Annotated in this window: 25 protein-coding genes; 18 read left to right on the forward strand and 7 right to left on the reverse strand. The window is 45.3% G+C overall.

The genetic code is table 11. The annotated features are described in order from the left end of the window. Window positions 1-81 precede the first annotated feature (81 nt). Together tsaD and IX91_RS02080 are read left to right on the forward strand one after the other, a co-directional pair. Window positions 82-1,101 carry a tRNA (adenosine(37)-N6)-threonylcarbamoyltransferase complex transferase subunit TsaD gene (tsaD, locus tag IX91_RS02075; protein WP_004742576.1) on the forward strand — a complete coding sequence of 340 codons (1,020 nt, stop codon included), beginning with the start codon at window positions 82-84 and terminating at the stop codon, window positions 1,099-1,101. A gap of 107 nt (window positions 1,102-1,208) precedes the next feature. Next, entirely contained in the window at window positions 1,209-2,024 is an 816-nt protein-coding gene (locus IX91_RS02080) for an alpha/beta fold hydrolase (protein ID WP_004742577.1), read from the forward strand. Between the two features lie 32 nt (window positions 2,025-2,056). Here IX91_RS02080 and plsY read toward each other — a convergent pair whose 3' ends face one another. Next, on the reverse strand, window positions 2,057-2,668 hold the full coding sequence (gene plsY / locus IX91_RS02085) for a glycerol-3-phosphate 1-O-acyltransferase PlsY (RefSeq protein WP_004742578.1): 612 nt from the start codon (window positions 2,666-2,668) through the stop codon (window positions 2,057-2,059). Between the two features lie 156 nt (window positions 2,669-2,824). On the opposite strand from plsY, the gene folB reads away from it, so the two are divergent. From folB to rpoS, 11 genes are all read left to right on the forward strand, one after another. Beyond that, window positions 2,825-3,178 (forward strand): bifunctional dihydroneopterin aldolase/7,8-dihydroneopterin epimerase, encoded by a 354-nt coding sequence (gene folB, locus IX91_RS02090; RefSeq protein ID WP_004742579.1) that lies wholly within the window; start codon window positions 2,825-2,827, stop codon window positions 3,176-3,178. Continuing rightward, entirely contained in the window at window positions 3,175-3,660 is a 486-nt protein-coding gene (gene folK, locus IX91_RS02095; protein ID WP_004742580.1) for a 2-amino-4-hydroxy-6-hydroxymethyldihydropteridine diphosphokinase, read from the forward strand. Before folB ends, folK begins: the two co-directional genes overlap by 4 nt. A gap of 33 nt (window positions 3,661-3,693) precedes the next feature. Beyond that, entirely contained in the window at window positions 3,694-4,497 is an 804-nt protein-coding gene (locus tag IX91_RS02100; protein ID WP_004742581.1) for an undecaprenyl-diphosphate phosphatase, read from the forward strand. A gap of 114 nt (window positions 4,498-4,611) precedes the next feature. After that, window positions 4,612-4,890, forward strand: a complete 279-nt coding sequence (gene ftsB, locus IX91_RS02105) for a cell division protein FtsB (protein WP_004742582.1) — start codon at window positions 4,612-4,614, stop codon at window positions 4,888-4,890. After that, a complete protein-coding gene (gene ispD, locus IX91_RS02110) occupies window positions 4,891-5,598 on the forward strand; it encodes a 2-C-methyl-D-erythritol 4-phosphate cytidylyltransferase (protein ID WP_004742583.1) in 708 nt (235 codons plus the stop codon). A 3-nt stretch (window positions 5,599-5,601) separates the two neighbouring features. Further along, window positions 5,602-6,078, forward strand: a complete 477-nt coding sequence (gene ispF, locus IX91_RS02115) for a 2-C-methyl-D-erythritol 2,4-cyclodiphosphate synthase (RefSeq protein WP_004742584.1) — start codon at window positions 5,602-5,604, stop codon at window positions 6,076-6,078. Window positions 6,079-6,131: 53 nt separating this feature from the next. Then, entirely contained in the window at window positions 6,132-7,178 is a 1,047-nt protein-coding gene (gene truD, locus IX91_RS02120) for a tRNA pseudouridine(13) synthase TruD (RefSeq protein ID WP_004742585.1), read from the forward strand. Then, on the forward strand, window positions 7,175-7,933 hold the full coding sequence (gene surE, locus IX91_RS02125) for a 5'/3'-nucleotidase SurE (protein WP_004742586.1): 759 nt from the start codon (window positions 7,175-7,177) through the stop codon (window positions 7,931-7,933). Before truD ends, surE begins: the two co-directional genes overlap by 4 nt. A gap of 2 nt (window positions 7,934-7,935) precedes the next feature. Then, window positions 7,936-8,562 (forward strand): protein-L-isoaspartate(D-aspartate) O-methyltransferase, encoded by a 627-nt coding sequence (locus IX91_RS02130; RefSeq protein WP_004742587.1) that lies wholly within the window; start codon window positions 7,936-7,938, stop codon window positions 8,560-8,562. 2 nt (window positions 8,563-8,564) lie between these two features. Further along, the gene (gene nlpD / locus IX91_RS02135; protein ID WP_004742588.1) at window positions 8,565-9,476 is read left to right on the forward strand and encodes a murein hydrolase activator NlpD; all 912 of its coding nucleotides are present in this window, start codon (window positions 8,565-8,567) and stop codon (window positions 9,474-9,476) included. Between the two features lie 69 nt (window positions 9,477-9,545). Continuing rightward, window positions 9,546-10,520: an RNA polymerase sigma factor RpoS gene (gene rpoS, locus IX91_RS02140; protein WP_004742589.1), complete on the forward strand. Its 975-nt coding sequence runs from the start codon at window positions 9,546-9,548 to the stop codon at window positions 10,518-10,520. Window positions 10,521-10,587: 67 nt separating this feature from the next. Here the strand turns inward: rpoS and IX91_RS02145 are convergent, their stop codons facing one another. Further along, window positions 10,588-11,859 carry an HlyC/CorC family transporter gene (locus IX91_RS02145; protein WP_038197210.1) on the reverse strand — a complete coding sequence of 424 codons (1,272 nt, stop codon included), beginning with the start codon at window positions 11,857-11,859 and terminating at the stop codon, window positions 10,588-10,590. Window positions 11,860-11,987: 128 nt separating this feature from the next. Then, a complete protein-coding gene (locus IX91_RS02150) occupies window positions 11,988-12,782 on the reverse strand; it encodes a cytochrome C assembly family protein (protein ID WP_004742591.1) in 795 nt (264 codons plus the stop codon). Window positions 12,783-12,990: 208 nt separating this feature from the next. On the opposite strand from IX91_RS02150, the gene ffh reads away from it, so the two are divergent. The 5 genes from ffh to rplS all read left to right on the forward strand — a co-directional run bounded on the left by ffh (window position 12,991) and on the right by rplS (window position 16,579). After that, window positions 12,991-14,379, forward strand: coding sequence for a signal recognition particle protein (gene ffh / locus IX91_RS02155; protein WP_004742592.1), 1,389 nt, complete (start codon window positions 12,991-12,993; stop codon window positions 14,377-14,379). Between the two features lie 207 nt (window positions 14,380-14,586). Continuing rightward, window positions 14,587-14,835: a 30S ribosomal protein S16 gene (gene rpsP, locus IX91_RS02160; RefSeq protein WP_004742593.1), complete on the forward strand. Its 249-nt coding sequence runs from the start codon at window positions 14,587-14,589 to the stop codon at window positions 14,833-14,835. Window positions 14,836-14,864: 29 nt separating this feature from the next. Then, window positions 14,865-15,413: a ribosome maturation factor RimM gene (gene rimM, locus IX91_RS02165; protein WP_004742594.1), complete on the forward strand. Its 549-nt coding sequence runs from the start codon at window positions 14,865-14,867 to the stop codon at window positions 15,411-15,413. Window positions 15,414-15,440: 27 nt separating this feature from the next. Continuing rightward, window positions 15,441-16,184 carry a tRNA (guanosine(37)-N1)-methyltransferase TrmD gene (gene trmD, locus IX91_RS02170; protein WP_004742595.1) on the forward strand — a complete coding sequence of 248 codons (744 nt, stop codon included), beginning with the start codon at window positions 15,441-15,443 and terminating at the stop codon, window positions 16,182-16,184. 41 nt (window positions 16,185-16,225) lie between these two features. Next, window positions 16,226-16,579 carry a 50S ribosomal protein L19 gene (rplS, locus tag IX91_RS02175; protein WP_004742596.1) on the forward strand — a complete coding sequence of 118 codons (354 nt, stop codon included), beginning with the start codon at window positions 16,226-16,228 and terminating at the stop codon, window positions 16,577-16,579. 440 nt (window positions 16,580-17,019) lie between these two features. On the opposite strand, the gene yacG is transcribed toward rplS, so the two are convergent. The 4 genes from yacG to IX91_RS02195 form a co-directional block, all read right to left on the reverse strand. Further along, window positions 17,020-17,214 carry a DNA gyrase inhibitor YacG gene (gene yacG / locus IX91_RS02180; RefSeq protein WP_004742597.1) on the reverse strand — a complete coding sequence of 65 codons (195 nt, stop codon included), beginning with the start codon at window positions 17,212-17,214 and terminating at the stop codon, window positions 17,020-17,022. A gap of 62 nt (window positions 17,215-17,276) precedes the next feature. Beyond that, complete coding sequence (zapD, locus tag IX91_RS02185) at window positions 17,277-18,017, reverse strand: cell division protein ZapD (RefSeq protein ID WP_004742598.1); 741 nt, start codon at window positions 18,015-18,017, stop codon at window positions 17,277-17,279. A 34-nt stretch (window positions 18,018-18,051) separates the two neighbouring features. Continuing rightward, a complete protein-coding gene (gene coaE / locus IX91_RS02190) occupies window positions 18,052-18,660 on the reverse strand; it encodes a dephospho-CoA kinase (RefSeq protein WP_004742599.1) in 609 nt (202 codons plus the stop codon). Between the two features lies 1 nt (window position 18,661). Next, the gene (locus IX91_RS02195) at window positions 18,662-19,531 is read right to left on the reverse strand and encodes a prepilin peptidase (RefSeq protein WP_004742600.1); all 870 of its coding nucleotides are present in this window, start codon (window positions 19,529-19,531) and stop codon (window positions 18,662-18,664) included. Window positions 19,532-19,547 lie beyond the last annotated feature (16 nt).

Here is a 19,547-nt window from a genome sequence, read left to right on the forward strand (position 1 = left end):
GCACAAAATTTGTTTGAGAAGCGAAGGCGCGGTAAGATTGCGCCAATTTTGAATACTAGACAGAGACATCCAAGGTAAACCATGCGCATTATTGGTATCGAAACCTCTTGTGATGAAACAGGAATTGCTATTTACGATGATGAGAAAGGACTGCTTTCGCATCAATTATATAGTCAGGTAAAACTGCACGCGGATTATGGTGGTGTAGTGCCAGAACTGGCTTCACGCGATCACGTTAAAAAGACGATTCCGTTAATTAAAGCGGCAATGGCGGAAGCGAATCTGACGCCAAAAGATATTGATGGTGTCGCTTATACCGCGGGCCCGGGTCTGGTGGGAGCACTGCTGGTTGGTGCCACTATAGGTCGTAGTATTGCTTATGCTTGGGGTGTACCTGCTGTACCTGTTCACCATATGGAAGGGCATTTATTAGCCCCAATGCTTGAAGACAATCCGCCACCTTTCCCATTTGTTGCGGTCTTGGTTTCTGGTGGTCACTCGATGATGGTTGAAGTAAAAGGTATTGGCGAATACAAGATCCTTGGTGAGTCTATTGATGACGCGGCTGGTGAAGCATTCGATAAAACCGCTAAGTTAATGGGCTTAGATTACCCGGGCGGCCCTTTACTGTCTAAACTAGCGGAAAAAGGTACGCCTGGTCGCTTTAAGTTCCCACGTCCTATGACGGATCGCCCTGGACTCGATATGAGTTTCTCGGGTCTAAAGACGTTTACTGCCAATACCATTGCTGCCAATGGTGATGATGAGCAGACCCGCGCGGATATCGCGTTGGCGTTTGAAGAAGCTGTGTGTGCGACTCTAACGATCAAATGTAAGCGAGCGCTTGAGCAAACAGGTTTTAAGCGTATCGTGATTGCTGGGGGAGTAAGCGCCAACCGTCGCTTACGTGCTGATCTTGAGCAGCTCGCAAAGAAAATCGGTGGCGAAGTTTACTACCCACGCACTGAGTTCTGTACAGATAATGGTGCAATGATCGCGTATGCAGGTATGCAGCGACTGAAAAATGGTGAAGTGGCCGATCTTTCGGTTCAAGCGACACCACGTTGGCCTATCGATCAACTAGAGCCAATTGCTGAATAAGAGCAGAGTCGCCTAGCAAGGCGACTTTTTTGTATCTAAGCTCCGAGCTGTTAACGATGTAAAAAGTGCTACGCTTTGGACTTTATAAAACAAATGGATAAATTGAGATGAATAAGTTTGCGATCGACGGGCGTGAAATGGCGTACCAAGATATTGGTCAAGGTCCAGTGATTGTTCTCGGCCACAGTTATCTTTGGGATAGCGAGATGTGGGCGCCACAAGTCGCTGCATTGAGCCAAGATTACCGCTGTATTGTTCCAGAGCTATGGGCGCATGGCCAATCAGACTTTGCACCAGAGTCGACGCGTTCTTTAACGGATTACGCTAAGCAGATTGTGGCATTGATGGATCATCTTGATATTGAAACCTTCTCAATTATCGGTCTGTCGGTGGGTGGTATGTGGGGCACTGAAGTGGTTAGCCTAGTACCACAACGCGTTCAGTTGCTAGTATTGATGGATACTTTTGTTGGTCTAGAGCCTGAAGTTACCCATGCGAAATACTTCGGTATGCTCGATACCATCAGCCAGCTACAAGCGGTACCAGAACCATTGGTTGAAGCGGTGACGCCACTGTTTTTTGCCAATAACGCACAGCAAGATAACCCAGAGTTGGTCGAAAGATTCACTGAATCTTTGCGCAGCTTGAAAGGTGATAGAGCGGTTGAAGTCGCTCGTGTAGGGCGCATGGTATTTGGTCGTCGCGACCAAATTGAAGAGATCGAAAAATTCGCTCTACCGGTTTTGATTGCGGTAGGCCAAGAAGATAAACCTCGTCCGGTTCTAGAGTCATACCTGATGCACGATACTATTTCTGGCTCAGAGCTTATTCAGATTCCGAAAGCGGGTCATATCTCTAATCTAGAGCAAGCGGATTTTGTTACCGAGATGCTTAAGAGCTTCTTAGAGCGCGTAAACTCTTAATTAGACCAGAAAACCTCTATAAAGCCTCATAACTATGAGGCTTTATTTAATCCATTCTTCTTTTCACCCACTTTAGGTTCCGTTCCTTCAAATAGACGTTTAATGTTTTGATGATGGCGGAAAATGATCAAACAGCACAGCATGGCTACTGGCAGTGTATATTGCGGCTTGACCATCCACGTATAAAACGGGGCAAGCAACACAGTGACAATCGCGGCCAGAGACGAGTAGCGGAACAAAAACGCGACGCTTAGCCAAGTTGCGATGATCATGCCTGTCAGATCTAATCCAATCGGAGCAATGGCGCCTAACGCTGTGGCTACCCCTTTGCCGCCCTTAAAGTGAAAGAACAACGGGTACATATGACCTAAGCAGGCCGCAATCGCGATAACGCCAAGTATGATCGGATCAATATCAAGGAAGTAACCGCCCCAGACAGGAATGGTGCCTTTCAACATGTCACATAGAAGAACTGCAACCGCTGCTTTCTTTCCGCCAATTCTTAGTACGTTGGTCGCGCCAGGATTGTTTGAACCAACACCACGAGGATCCGGTAATCGCAGAACACGACAAATAAGCACAGCACTCGATATCGAGCCTAGCATATAGGCAAAGATGATCATAAACAGTGCTAGTGGGGTCATAGTAGAGTAACTCGTCCGAAACAGGTGTTAGCCAAGCAAGTAACTGATATCATATCGCGCCTGACGCTCTCAAACTACAAAATCAGTCTAGTTTGAGCTGCAAATAGTACGACTTTTTACTTAAATTGGGTATCCGACCTCTAAAGGAAGCAACAAATGGATAAAGTATTTATTGAGCAACTCGAAGTGATTACTACGATTGGAGTGTACGATTGGGAGCAAGAGATTAAGCAAAAATTGGTGCTTGATATCGAAATGGCTCACGATAACCGTCCTGCGGGTAAAAGCGATGATGTGGTTGATGCGCTTGATTATGCTCAGGTTAGCCAAGCGGTGCTCTCTCATATCGAAGGTGGTCGATTCCTGTTAGTCGAGCGTGTTGCAGAAGAAGTCGCTGAACTGATTATGTCTCGTTTCAATGTTCCTTGGATTAAAATTCGTCTTACTAAACCGGGGGCAGTCCCTCAAGCAGCAGGCGTAGGTGTGGTGATTGAAAGAGGCACTGCATGATCACCACCTATATAGGTATTGGTTCAAACATTGACAGGCGCAAACATATCCAAGCCGCAATTACTGAGTTGGGTGCGATCGGTAGCGATATTCGTCTATCGACGATTTATGAGTGCGAGTCGATTGGCTTTGAGAGCAATGCCTTTTACAACCTTGTCGTAGAAATGAAAACATCGTTAACTTTAACGGAATTTTCACGACAACTGCGTAAAATTGAGCTCAAATGGGGGCGAGCTGAGAACGCTGGTAAATTTGAGCCTCGCACCGTCGATCTCGATATTATCCTGTTTGGTGATCAAACTTGTTCATCTAAGCCTGAGATACCGCGTGGTGATATTTTTAAATATGCCTTTGTTCTCAAGCCACTGTTTGAGCTTTGTCCGCAATTAGTTGTCCCTCAAGATGGACGGACGATTGAACAAATTTGGCAGCAGACCTCGTTTGATACTGATTTAGAAGCCATTCCCTTATGGTTTAACTAAGGTCACAAGACCTGAAGACGTTATGAGATTTTAATGAGTTATTTTGAAGCTTTTGTTCTTGCTTTGATTCAAGGACTAACCGAATTTTTGCCTATTTCTAGTTCTGCGCATCTGATTCTTCCATCGGCCGTTCTGGGTTGGGAAGACCAGGGGTTAGCGTTTGATGTCGCAGTGCATGTTGGTACTTTAGCTGCGGTAGTGATCTATTTCCGCAAAGAAGTGATCAGCTTACTCTCCGCATTCTTAGGTTCGATTTTCAAAGGCGAGCGCAGCAAAGAAGCCAAGTTGGCATGGATGATTATCTTAGCGACCATTCCAGCCTGTGTGTTTGGCTTGCTGATGAAAGACATTATCGAGCTGTATTTACGTAGTGCTTGGGTTATTGCAACGACAACCATCGTATTTGGTTTACTGCTTTGGTATGTCGATAAAAACTCAAAGTTAGCCGATGATGAGTATCAAGCTGATTGGAAGAAAGCGTTGTTTATTGGTATCGCTCAAGCAATGGCAATGATCCCTGGCACGTCTCGCTCTGGTGCAACCATCACTGCGGCTCTGTATCTTGGTTTTACCCGTGAAGCGGCGGCACGTTTTTCGTTTCTAATGTCGATTCCAATCATTTTGTTAGCGGGCGGTTATCTAGGCCTTAAGCTAGTCACGAGTGGTGAACCTATCCACTTAGGCTTTTTACTGACAGGGATTGTGACTTCTTTTATTAGTGCCTACATCTGTATCCACTTCTTCTTGAAGCTTATTTCTCGCATGGGCATGACACCATTTGTTATCTACCGTTTGATTTTAGGTGTCGGCTTGTTTGCGTTTTTAATGATGAGCTAAGTCTCTCAAACAGATACACAATCTTTACTAAGACCACATAGTCCAATCTCGCTTGAACCGTGACATTGTGATATATATGTGGTCTTTCTTTATCTCTCTTCTTTGATTGACGGTATGCGGATTTTTGCACTGACCCTAACCTTAGTTTTAGGCTGGCTACAATTTGAACTGTGGTTCGGCAAAAATGGCATTTCCGATTTTCAGGCCGTGAATGCTGAAACTCAAGTTCAGCACCAAGTGAATGGCAACTTAAAAACTCGCAATGATGAAATGTTTGCGGAGATTGATGATTTACGCCAAGGGCTTGATGCGATTGAAGAACGCGCTCGCCATGAGCTTGGTATGATCAAAGAAGGGGAAACTTTCTATCGTATCGTTGGAGAGGACAATTAAATGTCTTCGACCCGTCAAATGTCTGTGGTAGCTGTGGTCCCCGCCGCTGGTGTAGGGAGTCGCATGAAAGCGGATCGCCCTAAGCAGTACCTTCAGATCCAAGGTCATACAGTATTAGAGCATACTGTTGAAAAACTTTTGCTCCATCCTATGGTCAATAAAGTTGTCGTCGCGATTACAGATGGTGACCCATACTATCCAGAACTTTCATTAGCAGAGAACCCGAATGTTATTCGAGTGCCGGGTGGTAAAGAACGGGCAGATTCCGTGTTATCCGCTTTGCAGTACATCGAGCAAAATCAACTCGCTGAATGGGTGTTAGTACATGATGCGGCGCGGCCATGTTTCGCACTGGAAGATGTCGATCGTTTGATGACAGAAGCTGATAACAATCAGTTGGGCGGTATTCTTGCGGCGCCAGTTCGAGACACGATGAAACGAGCGGATAGTGAGCAAAATATTGATCATACTGTCGAAAGAGAAGCATTGTGGCATGCACTTACTCCACAACTGTTTAAAACTCAGCCGCTAACAGAAGCATTGACGCAGGCGCTCGCAAGTGGTGTTGCTATCACAGATGAAGCGTCAGCAATGGAATGGTTAGGAGAAAAGCCCGCCTTAGTACAAGGGCGCGCTGACAATATAAAAATAACCCAACCAGAAGATTTAGCGTTAGCTGAGTTTTATCTAAATAGAAACAAAGGATAACTCATGATTCGAATTGGCCATGGCTTTGATGTGCATAAATTTGGTGGCGAAGGCCCGGTTATAATTGGTGGTGTTGACGTTCCATATGAGCAAGGGCTGATTGCCCATTCGGACGGTGATGTCGCTCTGCACGCATTGTGTGACGCACTGCTAGGTGCAATCGCTGCTGGTGATATTGGTCGTCATTTCCCTGATACTGATGACAAGTGGAAAGGAGCCAATAGCCGAGATTTATTACGCGATGTTTACCGTCGAGTGCGAGAACAAGGCTATATTCTTGGTAATGCTGACGTTACGATCATGGCGCAGGCACCTAAAATGGCGCCGCATATTGAGTCCATGTGTCAGGTGATTGCCCAAGATCTGGAAACAGATATCGGGAATGTGAACGTGAAAGCAACGACGACTGAGCGTTTGGGTTTCACGGGGCGCAAAGAAGGTATTGCAACTGCAGCGGTTGTGGTGCTGATTAAAGAATAAATAGATTACTGGTTGGCTTGAATTGTTTTGGCTGCCAAGTAACGGAAAAAACTATGTCTGATATTTTATCTCCATTGGCTTACTTAAATGGTAAGCCAGTAGCAAAGGGCAAGCTAAAAGTTGAGCCTGAGCATTTTCAAGTCAACGAAAATTTAGGTTTTGACTTCACTGGTAGCGGCGAACACCTTATGGTGCGTATCCGTAAAACGGGTGAAAATACTAGCTTTGTCGCTAATGAATTGGCCAAAGCATGCGGTGTCAAATCTAAAGATGTGAGCTGGGCTGGCCTTAAAGACCGCCATGCAGTCACAGAGCAGTGGCTGAGTGTCCATTTGCCAAAAGGAGACACTCCAGACTTTAGTGCTTTCCTCGCCCAATATCCGAGTATTGAAATACTGGCAACAGATCGACATAACAAAAAGTTGCGCCCGGGTGACTTGGTTGGCAATGAATTTACGCTGACCATCACTGAAGTGAGCGATGTGCAAGATGTAGTGTCACGTTTAGAGTCTGTGGCGAAAACAGGGGTGCCAAACTATTTTGGTAGCCAACGCTTTGGTAATCAAGGTAATAACCTTAACGAAGCTCGTCGTTGGGGGCGAGAGAACGTCCGCACTCGCAACCAGAACAAACGTAGCCTTTATTTGTCTGCTGCACGATCTTGGATCTTCAACACGATTCTATCTGAGCGTATTGAGAAAGACCTTTTCGCGCAGCCAGTGATGGGTGATATCGTTTTGCAAGATGATGAGCGAGTGACTATCACTCAGGACAATCTAGCCAGTGTGACGGAGCAATTGAGTTTAGGCCAAGCGCAAATTACTGCCGCAATGGCGGGCGACAACGCTTTACCGACTTTAGAGCAGGCGCTTGAGCTTGAGCAGCCGCATTTGGATGCAGAGCCTGATCTTATGGCTTTGATTCGTGGTAATCGCATGCGTCATGAGCGACGTGAGATTTCATTAATGCCTCAAAACCTCACTTGGGAAGTTAATGGTGACCAAGTGACTTTGAAGTTCTCCTTAGATGCAGGCTGTTTTGCGACTGTCATTGTTCGAGAGCTAATTGAAGAGGTCGAAGTGGAGCGTCACTATCAATGAATGATAAGCCACTAAAAATCCTAATTAGTAACGATGATGGTGTTCATGCTGAAGGGATTCATGCCTTAGCCGATTCGTTAAGAGATATGGCAGAGGTGACGATCGTTGCGCCTGACCGTAACCGCTCTGGTGCTTCCAATTCATTAACGTTAGAACAACCCTTACGTGTGACTGAAATTTCACCGAAGATTTTTTCAGTTCAAGGGACACCAACGGACTGTGTCCACTTTGCGCTCAATGAATTGATGAAAGATGACTTACCTGATCTGGTACTGGCCGGAATTAACCACGGTGCCAACTTAGGTGATGATGTGCTTTATTCGGGGACTGTCGCCGCTGCAATGGAAGGTCATTTTCTGGGCGTACAAGCGATAGCATTTTCGCTGGTGGGTAAGCATCACTTTGCAACTGCAGCAGCCATTGCGCGCGAGTTAGTCTCTCAGCATGCAGCCAAACCTATTCCAACCAACAGGCTTCTCAACGTTAATATTCCAGATGTTGAGCTTTCTCAGCTCAAAGGAACTCAGGTGACTCGACTGGGTGCGCGCCATCACGCTGAAGCAATGATTAAGCAGAAAGATCCTCGTGGTCATGATATTTATTGGTTAGGTCCTCCCGGTAAAGAGCAAGATGCTGGAGAGGGGACGGATTTCTTTGCGATTGAGCAAGGCTACGTATCAGTAACACCACTGCAAGTTGACCTGACTGCGCACGAATCTCTGACAAGTATGGATAACTGGTTAAAGGAACAATAAGAATGGTAAACCCACATGCTGACAGATTAATCGACTTTCTTGTCGCGAGTGGCATTCAAGATCAGAAAGTGCTCGATGCTATTTATCGTTTACCGAGAGAACAGTTTGTCTCTCAAGCGATGATGCATCAAGCATACGACAACAATGCATTGCCGATTGGGCAAGGGCAAACCATCTCTCAGCCCTATATCGTCGCCAAGATGACTGAGATATTGGGTCTAACGAGGCAGAGTAAAGTCCTTGAAGTGGGCACAGGCTCTGGCTATCAAACCGCTGTATTAGCCCAACTAGTCGATCATGTGTTTTCGATTGAGCGTATTAAAGCGCTGCAATGGGAGGCAAAGCGTCGCCTAAAACAGCTTGATATCTACAATGTTGCGACCAAGCATGGTGACGGATGGCAAGGCTGGGCTGCAAAAGCCCCGTTCGATGCGATTATTGTTACCGCAGCAGCAGAATCAGTACCTGCGGCATTGCTTGCTCAATTGGCTGAGGGCGGCGTTATGGTGATTCCTGTCGGGAACGAAGAGCAGCAATTGTTGAAGATTACCCGCAACGGTGACGATTATCTCTCCGAAGTGATAGAGATGGTGCGGTTTGTTCCTTTGGTTGCAGGTGATCTGGCATAAAGATGAAGCAGCAGTCTTACTTTCTTCTGGTATTAGCCTTGTGCAGCGTATTGATTGGATGCGCGGCGCATACTCCTGCGCCAGTGACCGGACTGAAAAAAGACTACAGCTCAGTATCAAGAGGTAGCTATCGAGGTAGTTACTACCAAGTTGAAAAAGGCGATACGCTGTATTTTATAGCCTATGTCACAGACAAGGATGTAAAAGAAATCATTAGTTACAATGGTTTGAAAGCTCCATATACCATCTATCCAGGACAAAAGTTAAAGCTATGGCAGCCCGCTTATACCGCACCAGCGTACGGTGGTACTGGGGCGGGCGCTGTTGTCGCTGCGGCAAGCACGCCATCTACCCCAAGCAATAAGTCAAGTTCGAGCAAAAACTCGAATCAAAAGGTTAGCTCAACTCAAGCTAAGAAAGATCACAAAACGGCGAAAAAAGATCCACCAAAGAAGGTTGATCAATCGAAATCAAAGGAGTATGTTGGTTCTACAGGTAAACAAAATGTTAACAAAACTGTTAGCAAATCAGCTACCAACAACAATAAAATTTCCAAGTGGTTATGGCCAACAAAAGGGAGAGTAATCAAAAACTTTTCTGCTGGAGATCAAGGGAATAAGGGTATTGATATCGCAGGACAGCGGGGTCAATCCATCGTATCAACAGCAGGTGGCACCGTCGTTTATTCAGGCAATGCGCTACGTGGTTACGGTAATCTCGTGATTATAAAACATAACGACAATTACCTCAGTGCATATGCACATAATGATCGGTTGCTAGTACACGAAGGACAAAGTGTAAAAGCAGGCCAAAAGATTGCAACAATGGGCAGCTCAGGAACAAGCAGCGTTCGTTTGCACTTTGAAATTCGCTATCAAGGTAAGTCAGTAAATCCAAAACGCTACTTACCGTAAATTTACTGTTAGGTAAAATAGCGACATTAGACGTAGTAATGTCTTGCTAGCTCGCCAGGGGGAGGCGCTATGAGTATCAGCAATACAGCAACGAAAGTCGAAGAATTCGAAATCGGTCAAGAAACAACGGAAACGTTTCAAGCCGTAGAATCTGCAAAACCCGCACAAGAAACCAAAGAAGAGTTTGATGCATCGACCAAAAGTCTTGATGCTACCCAGCTTTACTTAGGTGAAATTGGTTTTTCTCCACTACTTACCGCTGAAGAAGAAGTTCTGTATGCGCGTCGTGCCTTGCGAGGTGACGAAGCTGCGCGTAAACGAATGATCGAAAGTAACCTTCGCTTAGTAGTGAAAATCTCACGTCGATATAGCAACCGTGGCCTAGCGCTTCTTGATCTTATTGAAGAAGGGAATCTAGGATTGATCCGTGCGGTTGAGAAGTTCGACCCAGAGCGTGGTTTCAGATTCTCTACCTACGCAACATGGTGGATTCGCCAAACCATTGAACGTGCATTAATGAATCAAACTCGCACGATTCGATTACCTATTCACGTCGTCAAAGAGCTCAATATTTACCTGCGTACCGCTCGTGAACTTTCACAAAAACTAGACCATGAGCCTACTGCAGAAGAGATAGCGACTCAGCTAGATAAGCCAGTCGATGATGTGAGTAAAATGCTCCGCCTTAATGAACGCATCAGTTCTGTTGATACACCCATTGGTGGTGATGGTGAAAAGGCTCTGCTTGATATCATTCCAGATATTAATAACTCAGACCCTGAAGTCTCAACTCAAGATGACGACATCAAAAACTCTCTAATCCATTGGTTAGATGAGCTTAATCCAAAGCAAAAAGAAGTCTTAGCGCGTCGCTTTGGCCTACTTGGCTACGAGCCATCGACTCTTGAAGAGGTCGGTCGCGAGATTAATCTTACTCGAGAACGTGTTCGTCAGATACAGGTAGAAGGTTTACGTCGCCTACGAGAGATATTGATCAAGCAGGGACTAAATATGGAAAACCTATTTAGTGTCACTGAAGATTAATCTTCAAACTGATAGCAAAAAGCCTTGGAATTCCAAGGCTTTTTTGATCTTCTAGCTTTTGTACTTGTTACTGAGTTTTGAGAACAGGAAATACTTTGACTAGCTTGATGCGGTTCTCTTCAAGCTCAACGATCTCCATTGGATGACCAGAGACTTGCACACTGAGGTGGCTTTCCGGGATATCTTCTAAGTGTTCGAGAATCAATCCGTTCAGCGTTCTTGGCCCGTCAGTTGGTAGTGTCCACTTGAGTCCCTTGTTGATGTCTCGAATATTGGCGCTGCCCTCAATAAGGAAGCTGCCATCACCTTGTGGGGTAATTTCATCTGATAAGCTTGGTGCAATAGAAGTGGTAAACTCACCGACGATCTCTTCCAAGATATCTTCTAAAGTAATCAGGCCGATAATATCGCCGTACTCATCTACGATTAAACCAATTCGCTCTTTGTTGCGTTGAAACTTTAGTAGTTGCACGTTGAGCGGGGTACTTTCCGGAATGAAATAAACTTCATCGGCAGCACGGAGCAAGGTTTCCTTAGTAAACTCATTCTTCTCTAGCATTAAACGGTATGACTCGCGCAAACGCAGCATACCAACCACTTCATCAATTTGATCGCGGTATAAGACAACGCGGCCATGCGGAGAGTGAGTCAACTGGCGTACGATAGATTTCCAGTCGTCATTAATATCAATACCGGTAATCTCATTACGTGGCACCATGATGTCATTTACCGTTACATGCTCTAAATCGAGAATGGAGATCAACATATCTTGGTGACGGCGTGGAATCAGGCTCCCCGCTTCATTGACGACAGTACGCAATTCTTCAGAGCTTAAATGATCGTCACCACCATGATCGGCTTTGATTCCGAGAAGGCGGATGAAACCGTTGGTGATAAAGTTAACCAAGATAACCAGCGGAGAAAGAATCTTCATTAGGATGGTCAGTACAACGCTGCTCGCGTATGACACTCTCTCAGGATAGAGAGCTGCAAGGGTTTTTGGGGTGACTTCGGCGAAGACCAGAATGACTAAGGTGAGCGTACCAGTTGCAATGGCGACACCTAAGTTACCAAACAATCGCATACCTAGAATGGTGGCAATTGCAGAAGCAAGAATATTGACGAGGTTGTTGCCGATGAGGATCAAGCCTATCAAACGATCGGGGCGATCGAGCAGCTTTTCAACACGTTTAGCACCTTTGTGGCCTGTGTTGGCTAGGTGCTTGAGGCGGTATCGGTTCAGAGACATCATCCCTGTTTCTGAGCCTGAAAAATATCCTGAAATAACAATAAGACACGTGAGTAGCGCAAATAAGATACCCGTTGATATGTCGTCCAAAGCTTATCTTTTCCTTGTTATGTTTGGTTAATTTATGACCTAATTTCTGGGTTAAGTCAATTTCAAAAAGAGAACTGAATATTGTAAAAGAAAGGTGCATTCGATGCACCTTTGTTGATACTAGTTAGCTAGCGAAGAATGATTTCCCGTACAAATCGGCTGCCAAAGTAAGCTAGGGTCAGTAAAGTGGCACCTGCGACGGCAAACCAAGTAACCTTCCTGCCGCGCCACCCTTTCTGGTAGTGTCCCCAAAGCAGTACTGAATAGACAACCCACGCAATAAACGAAAGGATGCCTTTATGCGCTTTCCCTTGAGCAAACATATCTTGGACAAAGATAAAGCCAGTCAGTAGTGTCCCTGTCAGTAGTAGATTACCAATTAAGATGATATTGAATAGTTGACGCTCAACCATTAGTAGAGGTGGCAAGTTGGGATTGATCGCCAAGGCTTTCTTGGTTTTAAGTTTATGGTCAAGCCATGCCAACTGTAAGGCGTACAAAGCACCAATGGTCAAAGTCGAGTAAGAGAACAGTGCCAAGGAGATATGAATGAGCAGCTTAGGGTCTTGTTCTAGATGAGTAATAAAAGTACTCGGTAAAAAAGCTGCCGCAACAAGATTCATTGCAGAGAAACTGTAAACCACAGGCAGTAAGAACCAGAGGCGAGTTTTTAACATCGCGCCACTCATGACTAAAGAGATAATAAAGCCGATTAATGAAGCGACATTCAGAATACTGAGGTTTTGCCCGGAGCTGCCTAAAATAAGATCGCTTAGCAACCACGCATGAAAAGCCAGCGCTAGAATGGCACTAACGAAGACTGTTTTTACGCGGATCCCTGTTTGATGTACAAGTCCCGGAACGATGGTTGCAATCGCTAATAGATAAAGTATGGCTGCAACAACGGCGATTAGGTTATCCATTATTCTCTAGAGCTGGTGAATTTTTAACAAATTATACCTTGCATCAACGGCTTGAGCTATGACTTATCTCGCTCATTTGCGTGACTTGAGATATCAAAAGTTATCTAGGCAGTGTCAAGCATGGGTTGGCTAAGGTATACTCATAGTAATTTTTCGCCAATATTGACGGGCGAGCCTCCTTGCACACCGTCTGGGTAAAGAGACTAAGATGTTTGAGAATTTAACGGATCGCTTATCCAAAACGCTGAAAAACATCAGCGGTAAAGGTCGTCTGACCGAAGACAATATTAAAGAGACGTTGCGTGAAGTGCGTATGGCGCTTCTTGAAGCTGACGTTGCTCTTCCGGTTGTACGTGAATTTATTAAGCGTATTAAAGAGAGCGCCGTTGGGGTAGAGGTTTCGAAATCTCTCACACCAGGCCAAGAGTTCATTAAGATCGTTCAAGCTGAGCTTGAAGCGGTGATGGGTGAGTCCAATGAAGCGCTTAACCTAGCTGCTCAGCCACCTGCTGTTGTATTAATGGCTGGTCTGCAGGGTGCAGGTAAAACGACTTCTGTTGGTAAGCTTTCAAAGCTATTAAAAGAGCGCGATAAGAAGAAAGTGCTGGTTGTATCTGCCGACGTTTACCGTCCTGCGGCGATCAAACAGCTAGAAACATTGGCTTCAGATGTGGGTGTTGATTTCTTCCCATCTTCAGCTGATCAAAAGCCGATTGATATCGCTAATGCTGCCATCGACCACGCGAAGAAGAAATTCTACGACGTACTTCTTGTCGATACGGCGGGTCGTTTAGCGGTTGATGAGCAGATGATGGCTGAGATTCAAGAGCTGCATACTGCGATTAACCCTGTTGAGACTCTGTTTGTTGTCGATGCGATGACAGGTCAAGATGCGGCGAACACAGCCAAAGCTTTCGGTGATACGCTGCCTCTAACGGGTGTGGTTCTGACCAAAGTAGATGGTGATGCACGTGGTGGTGCAGCGCTGTCTGTTCGTCATATCACTGGCAAACCAATCAAATTCCTCGGTGTTGGTGAGAAAACCGACGCACTAGAACCTTTCCACCCGGATCGTGTCGCATCTCGTATTCTTGGTATGGGTGACGTCCTGTCGCTTATCGAAGATCTACAACGTAATGTTGACCAAGATAAAGCAGAGAAGCTGGCTAAGAAGTTTAAAGAGAAGAAAGGTTTTGACCTTGAAGACTTCCGTGAACAGCTTGGTCAGATGCAAAACATGGGCGGCATGATGGGGATGATGGACAAGCTACCAGGCATGAGCAATTTACCGGACAACGTGAAAGACAAAGTTGACGATAAGATGTTCAAGCAGATGGAAGCGATCATCAACTCAATGACGATGAAAGAGCGTCAGCGCCCTGAGCTCATTAAAGGCTCGCGTAAGAAACGTATTGCCGCAGGCTCTGGTACCCAAGTACAAGACGTTAACCGCCTGCTTAAACAGTTCACTCAGATGCAGAAGATGATGAAGAAAATGCAGAAAGGTGGCATGAAAGGCATGATGCGTAACATGCAAGGCATGATGGGTGGTATGGGCGGAATGGGAGGCGGTGGCTTCAATCCATTTGGACGCTAATTTCACCCAGCAACAAAAATTTCAAGGTGTTAGCTCGGTCACAAACTTAGATCTCGTTTTATGTTGGTGAAAAAGTAGCTAAATACCTTGCATTGCTCCGGAATAAGAGTAAAATTCCGGAGCTTTATTTTGGCACGAGCCCCAAACTGTTTAGTGATAAATGGTTTCTGGGGTTAATTTTATTTTTGAGAAAGCAAAGAGGACGACATGGTAACCATTCGTTTGGCACGTCACGGCGCTAAGAAGCGTCCATTTTATCAAATCGTAGTAGCGGACAGCCGCAATGCAGCAACTGGCCGTTTCATCGAGAAAGTTGGTTTCTTTAACCCAACTGCTCAAGGTCAAGAAGAAGGTCTACGTCTAGACCTAGATCGCGTTAACCACTGGGTTGGTCAAGGCGCATCTGTATCTGACCGCGTAGCTAAGCTAGTTAAAGACGCTCAAAAAGCGGCTTAATTCTTATTTTAAGAAGTAGAAATTAGCTTATGTCGATGAAAGGTAAAGAAACAATGAGCGATGACAAGATTGTTGTAGGCAAGTTTGGTGCTACTTATGGCATTCGCGGTTGGCTCAAGGTTTTTTCCTACACAGACAATACTGAAAGCATATTTGATTACGCACCTTGGTTTATTAAGCAAGGTGAAAAGTGGGTCGAGTACAAAGTAGAAAGCTGGAAGCGCCATAACAAAGGTTTGGTGGTAAAGCTGGAAGGTCTTGATGTGCGCGAAGAAGCGCAGCTCATGACTAACTTTGAAATCTCAATTGACCCTGCGGTATTACCAGAATTGCCATCAGACGAGTTCTATTGGCGTGATTTGATTGGTATGCAGGTAGTAACCGACAAAGGTTACGATCTAGGTGTCGTTTCCGACATGCTAGAAACTGGCTCCAACGATGTTCTCGTAATTAAAGCAAATCTAAAAGATGCTTTCGGACAAAAGGAACGATTAATTCCGTTCCTTGAAGAGCAAGTGATCAAAAACATTGATCGTGAAGCTCAACGGATCGAAGTTGACTGGGATCCTGGATTCTAAACTCCAAATTACCAGAGCGAGATAAACATGTGGGTTGGCGTAATTAGCCTATTTCCTGAAATGTTCCGTTCTGTTACTGATTTTGGAGTAACAGGTCAAGCGGTTAAAAAAGGTCTTTTGTCGATTGAGACTTGGAATCCTCGTGATTTCACGCACGACAAACATCGCACTGTTGATGATAGACCTTACGGTGGCGGCCCTGGCATGCTTATGATGGTTCAGCCTTTGCGCGATGCTATCCACGCAGCCAAACAAGCGTCACCGGGTAAGACGAAAGTCATCTACCTTTCTCCTCAAGGTCGAAAACTTGACCAACAAGGGGTAGAGGAACTGGCAACAAACGAGAACTTGCTTCTTATTTGTGGCCGTTACGAAGGGGTAGATGAGCGTATCATCCAATCTGAAGTTGACGAAGAATGGTCAATTGGGGATTTTGTGATGACGGGTGGTGAAATACCAGCCATGACGTTGATTGATTCAGTGTCTCGGTTTGTTCCGGGTGTACTAGGAGATTTCGCGTCAGCAGAAGAAGACTCTTTTGCTAATGGCTTGCTAGATTGCCCTCACTATACGCGCCCTGAGGTGTTAGACGATAAAGAAGTACCTGCGGTACTCAAGTCTGGTAACCATAAGGACATTCGTCGCTGGCGACTAAAGCAGTCGTTAGGCCGTACTTGGCTAAGAAGACCAGAGCTCCTGGAAAACCTAGCTCTGACTGACGAACAGGAACAATTACTGGCCGAGTTCATTAAAGAGACCCGAGCTAAGTAACCTATTAAATTTAGTATCAGTTTATTCTAGGAATATTGAAAATGAGTAACATCATCAAGGCTCTTGAAGAAGAGCAAATGAAAAAAGACCTACCTAACTTCGCACCTGGTGACACAGTTGTTGTTCAAGTTAAGGTAAAAGAAGGTGACCGTGAGCGTCTACAGGCTTTCGAAGGCGTTGTAATCGCAATCCGTAACCGTGGTCTACACTCTGCATTCACTGTACGTAAGATTTCTAACGGTGAAGGCGTAGAGCGTACGTTCCAAACTCACTCTCCAATGGTTGATAGCATCGAAGTTAAACGCCGTGGTGCAGTACGTCGTGCCAAGTTGTACTACCTACGTGAGCGTTCTGGTAAGTCTGCTCGTATTAAAGAGAAACTTGCTAAGAAGTAATGCTATAACTAGCGTTCTCATAGTATTAGCGGAGACCAATTGGTCTCCGCTTTTTTGTTTGGAGCGGACTTCGTCCTGCGAGATTCGAGAACGGACTTCGTCCTATGGAGCGCTTCGCTTCTGGAAAGTTAGATCCGCCCTGCGAAGTGGAAATTCCGTCATTCCCTAGACTGACGGAGGAAGGAGTAGGGAATCTCCATAAGTCATCGACTAGTATGAAGAGATCCCCAACTCACTCGTGCCTCGTTCTTGAGGATGACATGCTAACTTTTTGACATAAAAGAGTTGATACTAAATATCAACCTTCCAAAACTTCTCCAGCTCTCCAGCTCTCCAGCTCTCCAGCTCTCCAGCTCTCCAGCTCTCCAAAAAAACAAAAAAAGCCGATGCTCTAATCACATCAGCTTCTCTTTAATCTCGGCGCTAAGCGTTCCGTACTTTCAGTACTGATCTTCCGACCAACTGTCAGCGTCAGACATATCTGGTGCGCCGGGGATAGTGTTCTCTTCGTCAGCCCACTCGCCGAAATCAATCATCTGACACTGCTTACTGCAAAACGGGCGGAAAGGGCTCTGCTCGCCCCATGTAACATCTTGGCCGCATTGAGGGCAAGGAACGACGGTAATCTTAGACATGGTGTTTCTCTGAACTTAAACAAAGGTGTGGGCTTAGTATAGCTTGAATACGGAATCTGTTGTTAGCTACACACAGCGAGTTTGAACTCAACGTTAGCAACCGATGCTTGACCTGATTCAAACTCAATGAACTTTATCGCGAAGCGGTTCTTATGCCCTGAAATCATAGGGTAGACGCCAAAGTGCATCGGGATTTCTAAGCGGAGAATATTGGCTTCATCGGCGTCACTTTGGTAGAAGCCAGAATTGGCCTGAATGGCGCGGAAGTGACCCGTTTCTCGCGTGAGTTTAAGCCAAAGCTTGAGGGCTTCAGCGAGAGGTCTTAGGGTTGAAAGCCACTGAGATGCATCGGCTTTTTTGTTTTCAAGTGGTAGGTGTAGCCAGTGATGAAGTGCTGGTAGGTCAAAGCAACACGAACCACCAGGGAGATTGAAACGTTGCCTAATTGCACTTAGGAAGCGGTCTTCCTTAAGACTTTGCCCAAAACGTTCTGCACCCATTAGGTCACTGTGTACCGCGTCGACTTCATTTAAGATATTTTGCAGCATATCTTGGTCAACGCCCTCGACATTGAGCCAAGAGCGGTATGTTAATCTTTGCTTTTCGATATCTTTGGCTAGCTCACTCTTAAGTTGAATTTGCTCGAAGATCTCAAGCAGATCAAACAAAGAACGATAGAAAATCAGGTGCTGCATATCATCACTAAACTGAGCCGCTACATCCAGTTGATTCAGCAAGGCTTCAACCCGGAGGTAAATTCGAGTTTTCTCGTTCAGTGGATGTTCAAAATAATGCGTGGTCATCAATATGCGGCTCTGTATTCTTCAACCTTTATTCTCACCGATTTTCCCTACTGATTTCTAGGAACTTTTTATGTAATTCTGTGATTTGAGGCAAAAGTTTTTGGTTTTCTGTATTATTTTTAATCACATAATCCGCTATGGCCAATCTCTGCTCTCGCGTTGCTTGAGAAGAGAGAATAGCTTTCGCTTGAACGGCATCAACTTGGTCTCGCTCAACGGTGCGCTGAATTTGCGTTTGTTCTTCAACATCAACCACTAGCACCTTATCTGCGAGTGCCTGTAGGTTGTTCTCCACCATTAGAGGGATGACCAGTAAGGCATACTCCGATTGTACTTTGGCAAGCTCAGAGAGCATTTTGGTTCTAATCATAGGATGGAGTAGATTGTTCAGCCATTCCTTTTGGCTCGGATCGCTAAAGATGATTTCTCTTAGTGTTGCACGATCTAATGTTCCATCTTGTTGAATAACGCTTTGACCAAAGTGTTGCGCAATGGCCTTTAAGCCTTGGCTTTTGGGCTCAACCACTTGCCTAGCAACAATGTCAGCATCCACAATCTCAATACCAAACTCTTGATGGAATAGGTCTGCAACCGTTGTTTTACCACTGGCTATGCCACCAGTCACACCAATAACTAGTGCCATGTTAGATTCCTAAAAAGTTACTTAAATACCAATTGAGAATGTTATTTCCCCACATCATGCTCAACCAACCTGCAATAGCTAAATAAGGACCGAAGGGGAAGGCTTTGTCGATTCCTTGGCTTTTCAATTTGAGCTGAATGAGGCCAAAAACTAAGCCAACTAAAGAAGAGAGCAAAATTATCATCGGCAAATATTGCCAACCAAGCCAAGCGCCCAAGGCGGCAAGCAGTTTAAAGTCTCCGTAACCCATTCCTTCTTTGCCTGTGGCTAGCTTAAACAGCCAGTAAACTGACCATAAAGCAAGATAGCCAGCCATTGCACCGATCACCGCGTCTTGTAGAGATACTGGGCTAATCCCAAACAGTGCGAGCGCAATTCCCGCCCAGGTTAGAGGAAGAGTGAGTTGATCTGGCAGCAGCATGGTGTCGAGATCAATAAAGGTTGCCGCGATAAGAGTAAAGGTGAAAAACAGCAAGGCAATCGAGAAGTAGTTCAATGCAAACTGATTAGCGATAACAAAGCATAGACCTGCTGATAAGATCTCAATCAGAGGGTAGCGCATGCTTATTTTATTATCGCATTGACGACATTTCCCTTTCAGTATCAGCCAACTAACAACAGGAATGTTGTCAATCATGCGAATTGGGGTATCACATTTGGGGCAAGTTGAATTTGGAACGCTGAGGTTGTAAGTCCCTTCTGGGGGCGATATTTGGTATTCAGGAAAGCTTTCCGCACATTCGGCTCGCCATTCACGTTCCATGATGATCGGCAGGCGATGAATAACCACGTTTAAAAAGCTGCCTACGATAAGACCAAACAATGTTGCTAGTGTAGGAAAAAGCCAAGGGTAATAGTCAAAAACGTCCATAAAGTAGGTGCAGCTC

It is taken from the genome of Vibrio tubiashii ATCC 19109, from assembly GCF_000772105.1.
GTDB lineage: Bacteria > Pseudomonadota > Gammaproteobacteria > Enterobacterales > Vibrionaceae > Vibrio > Vibrio tubiashii.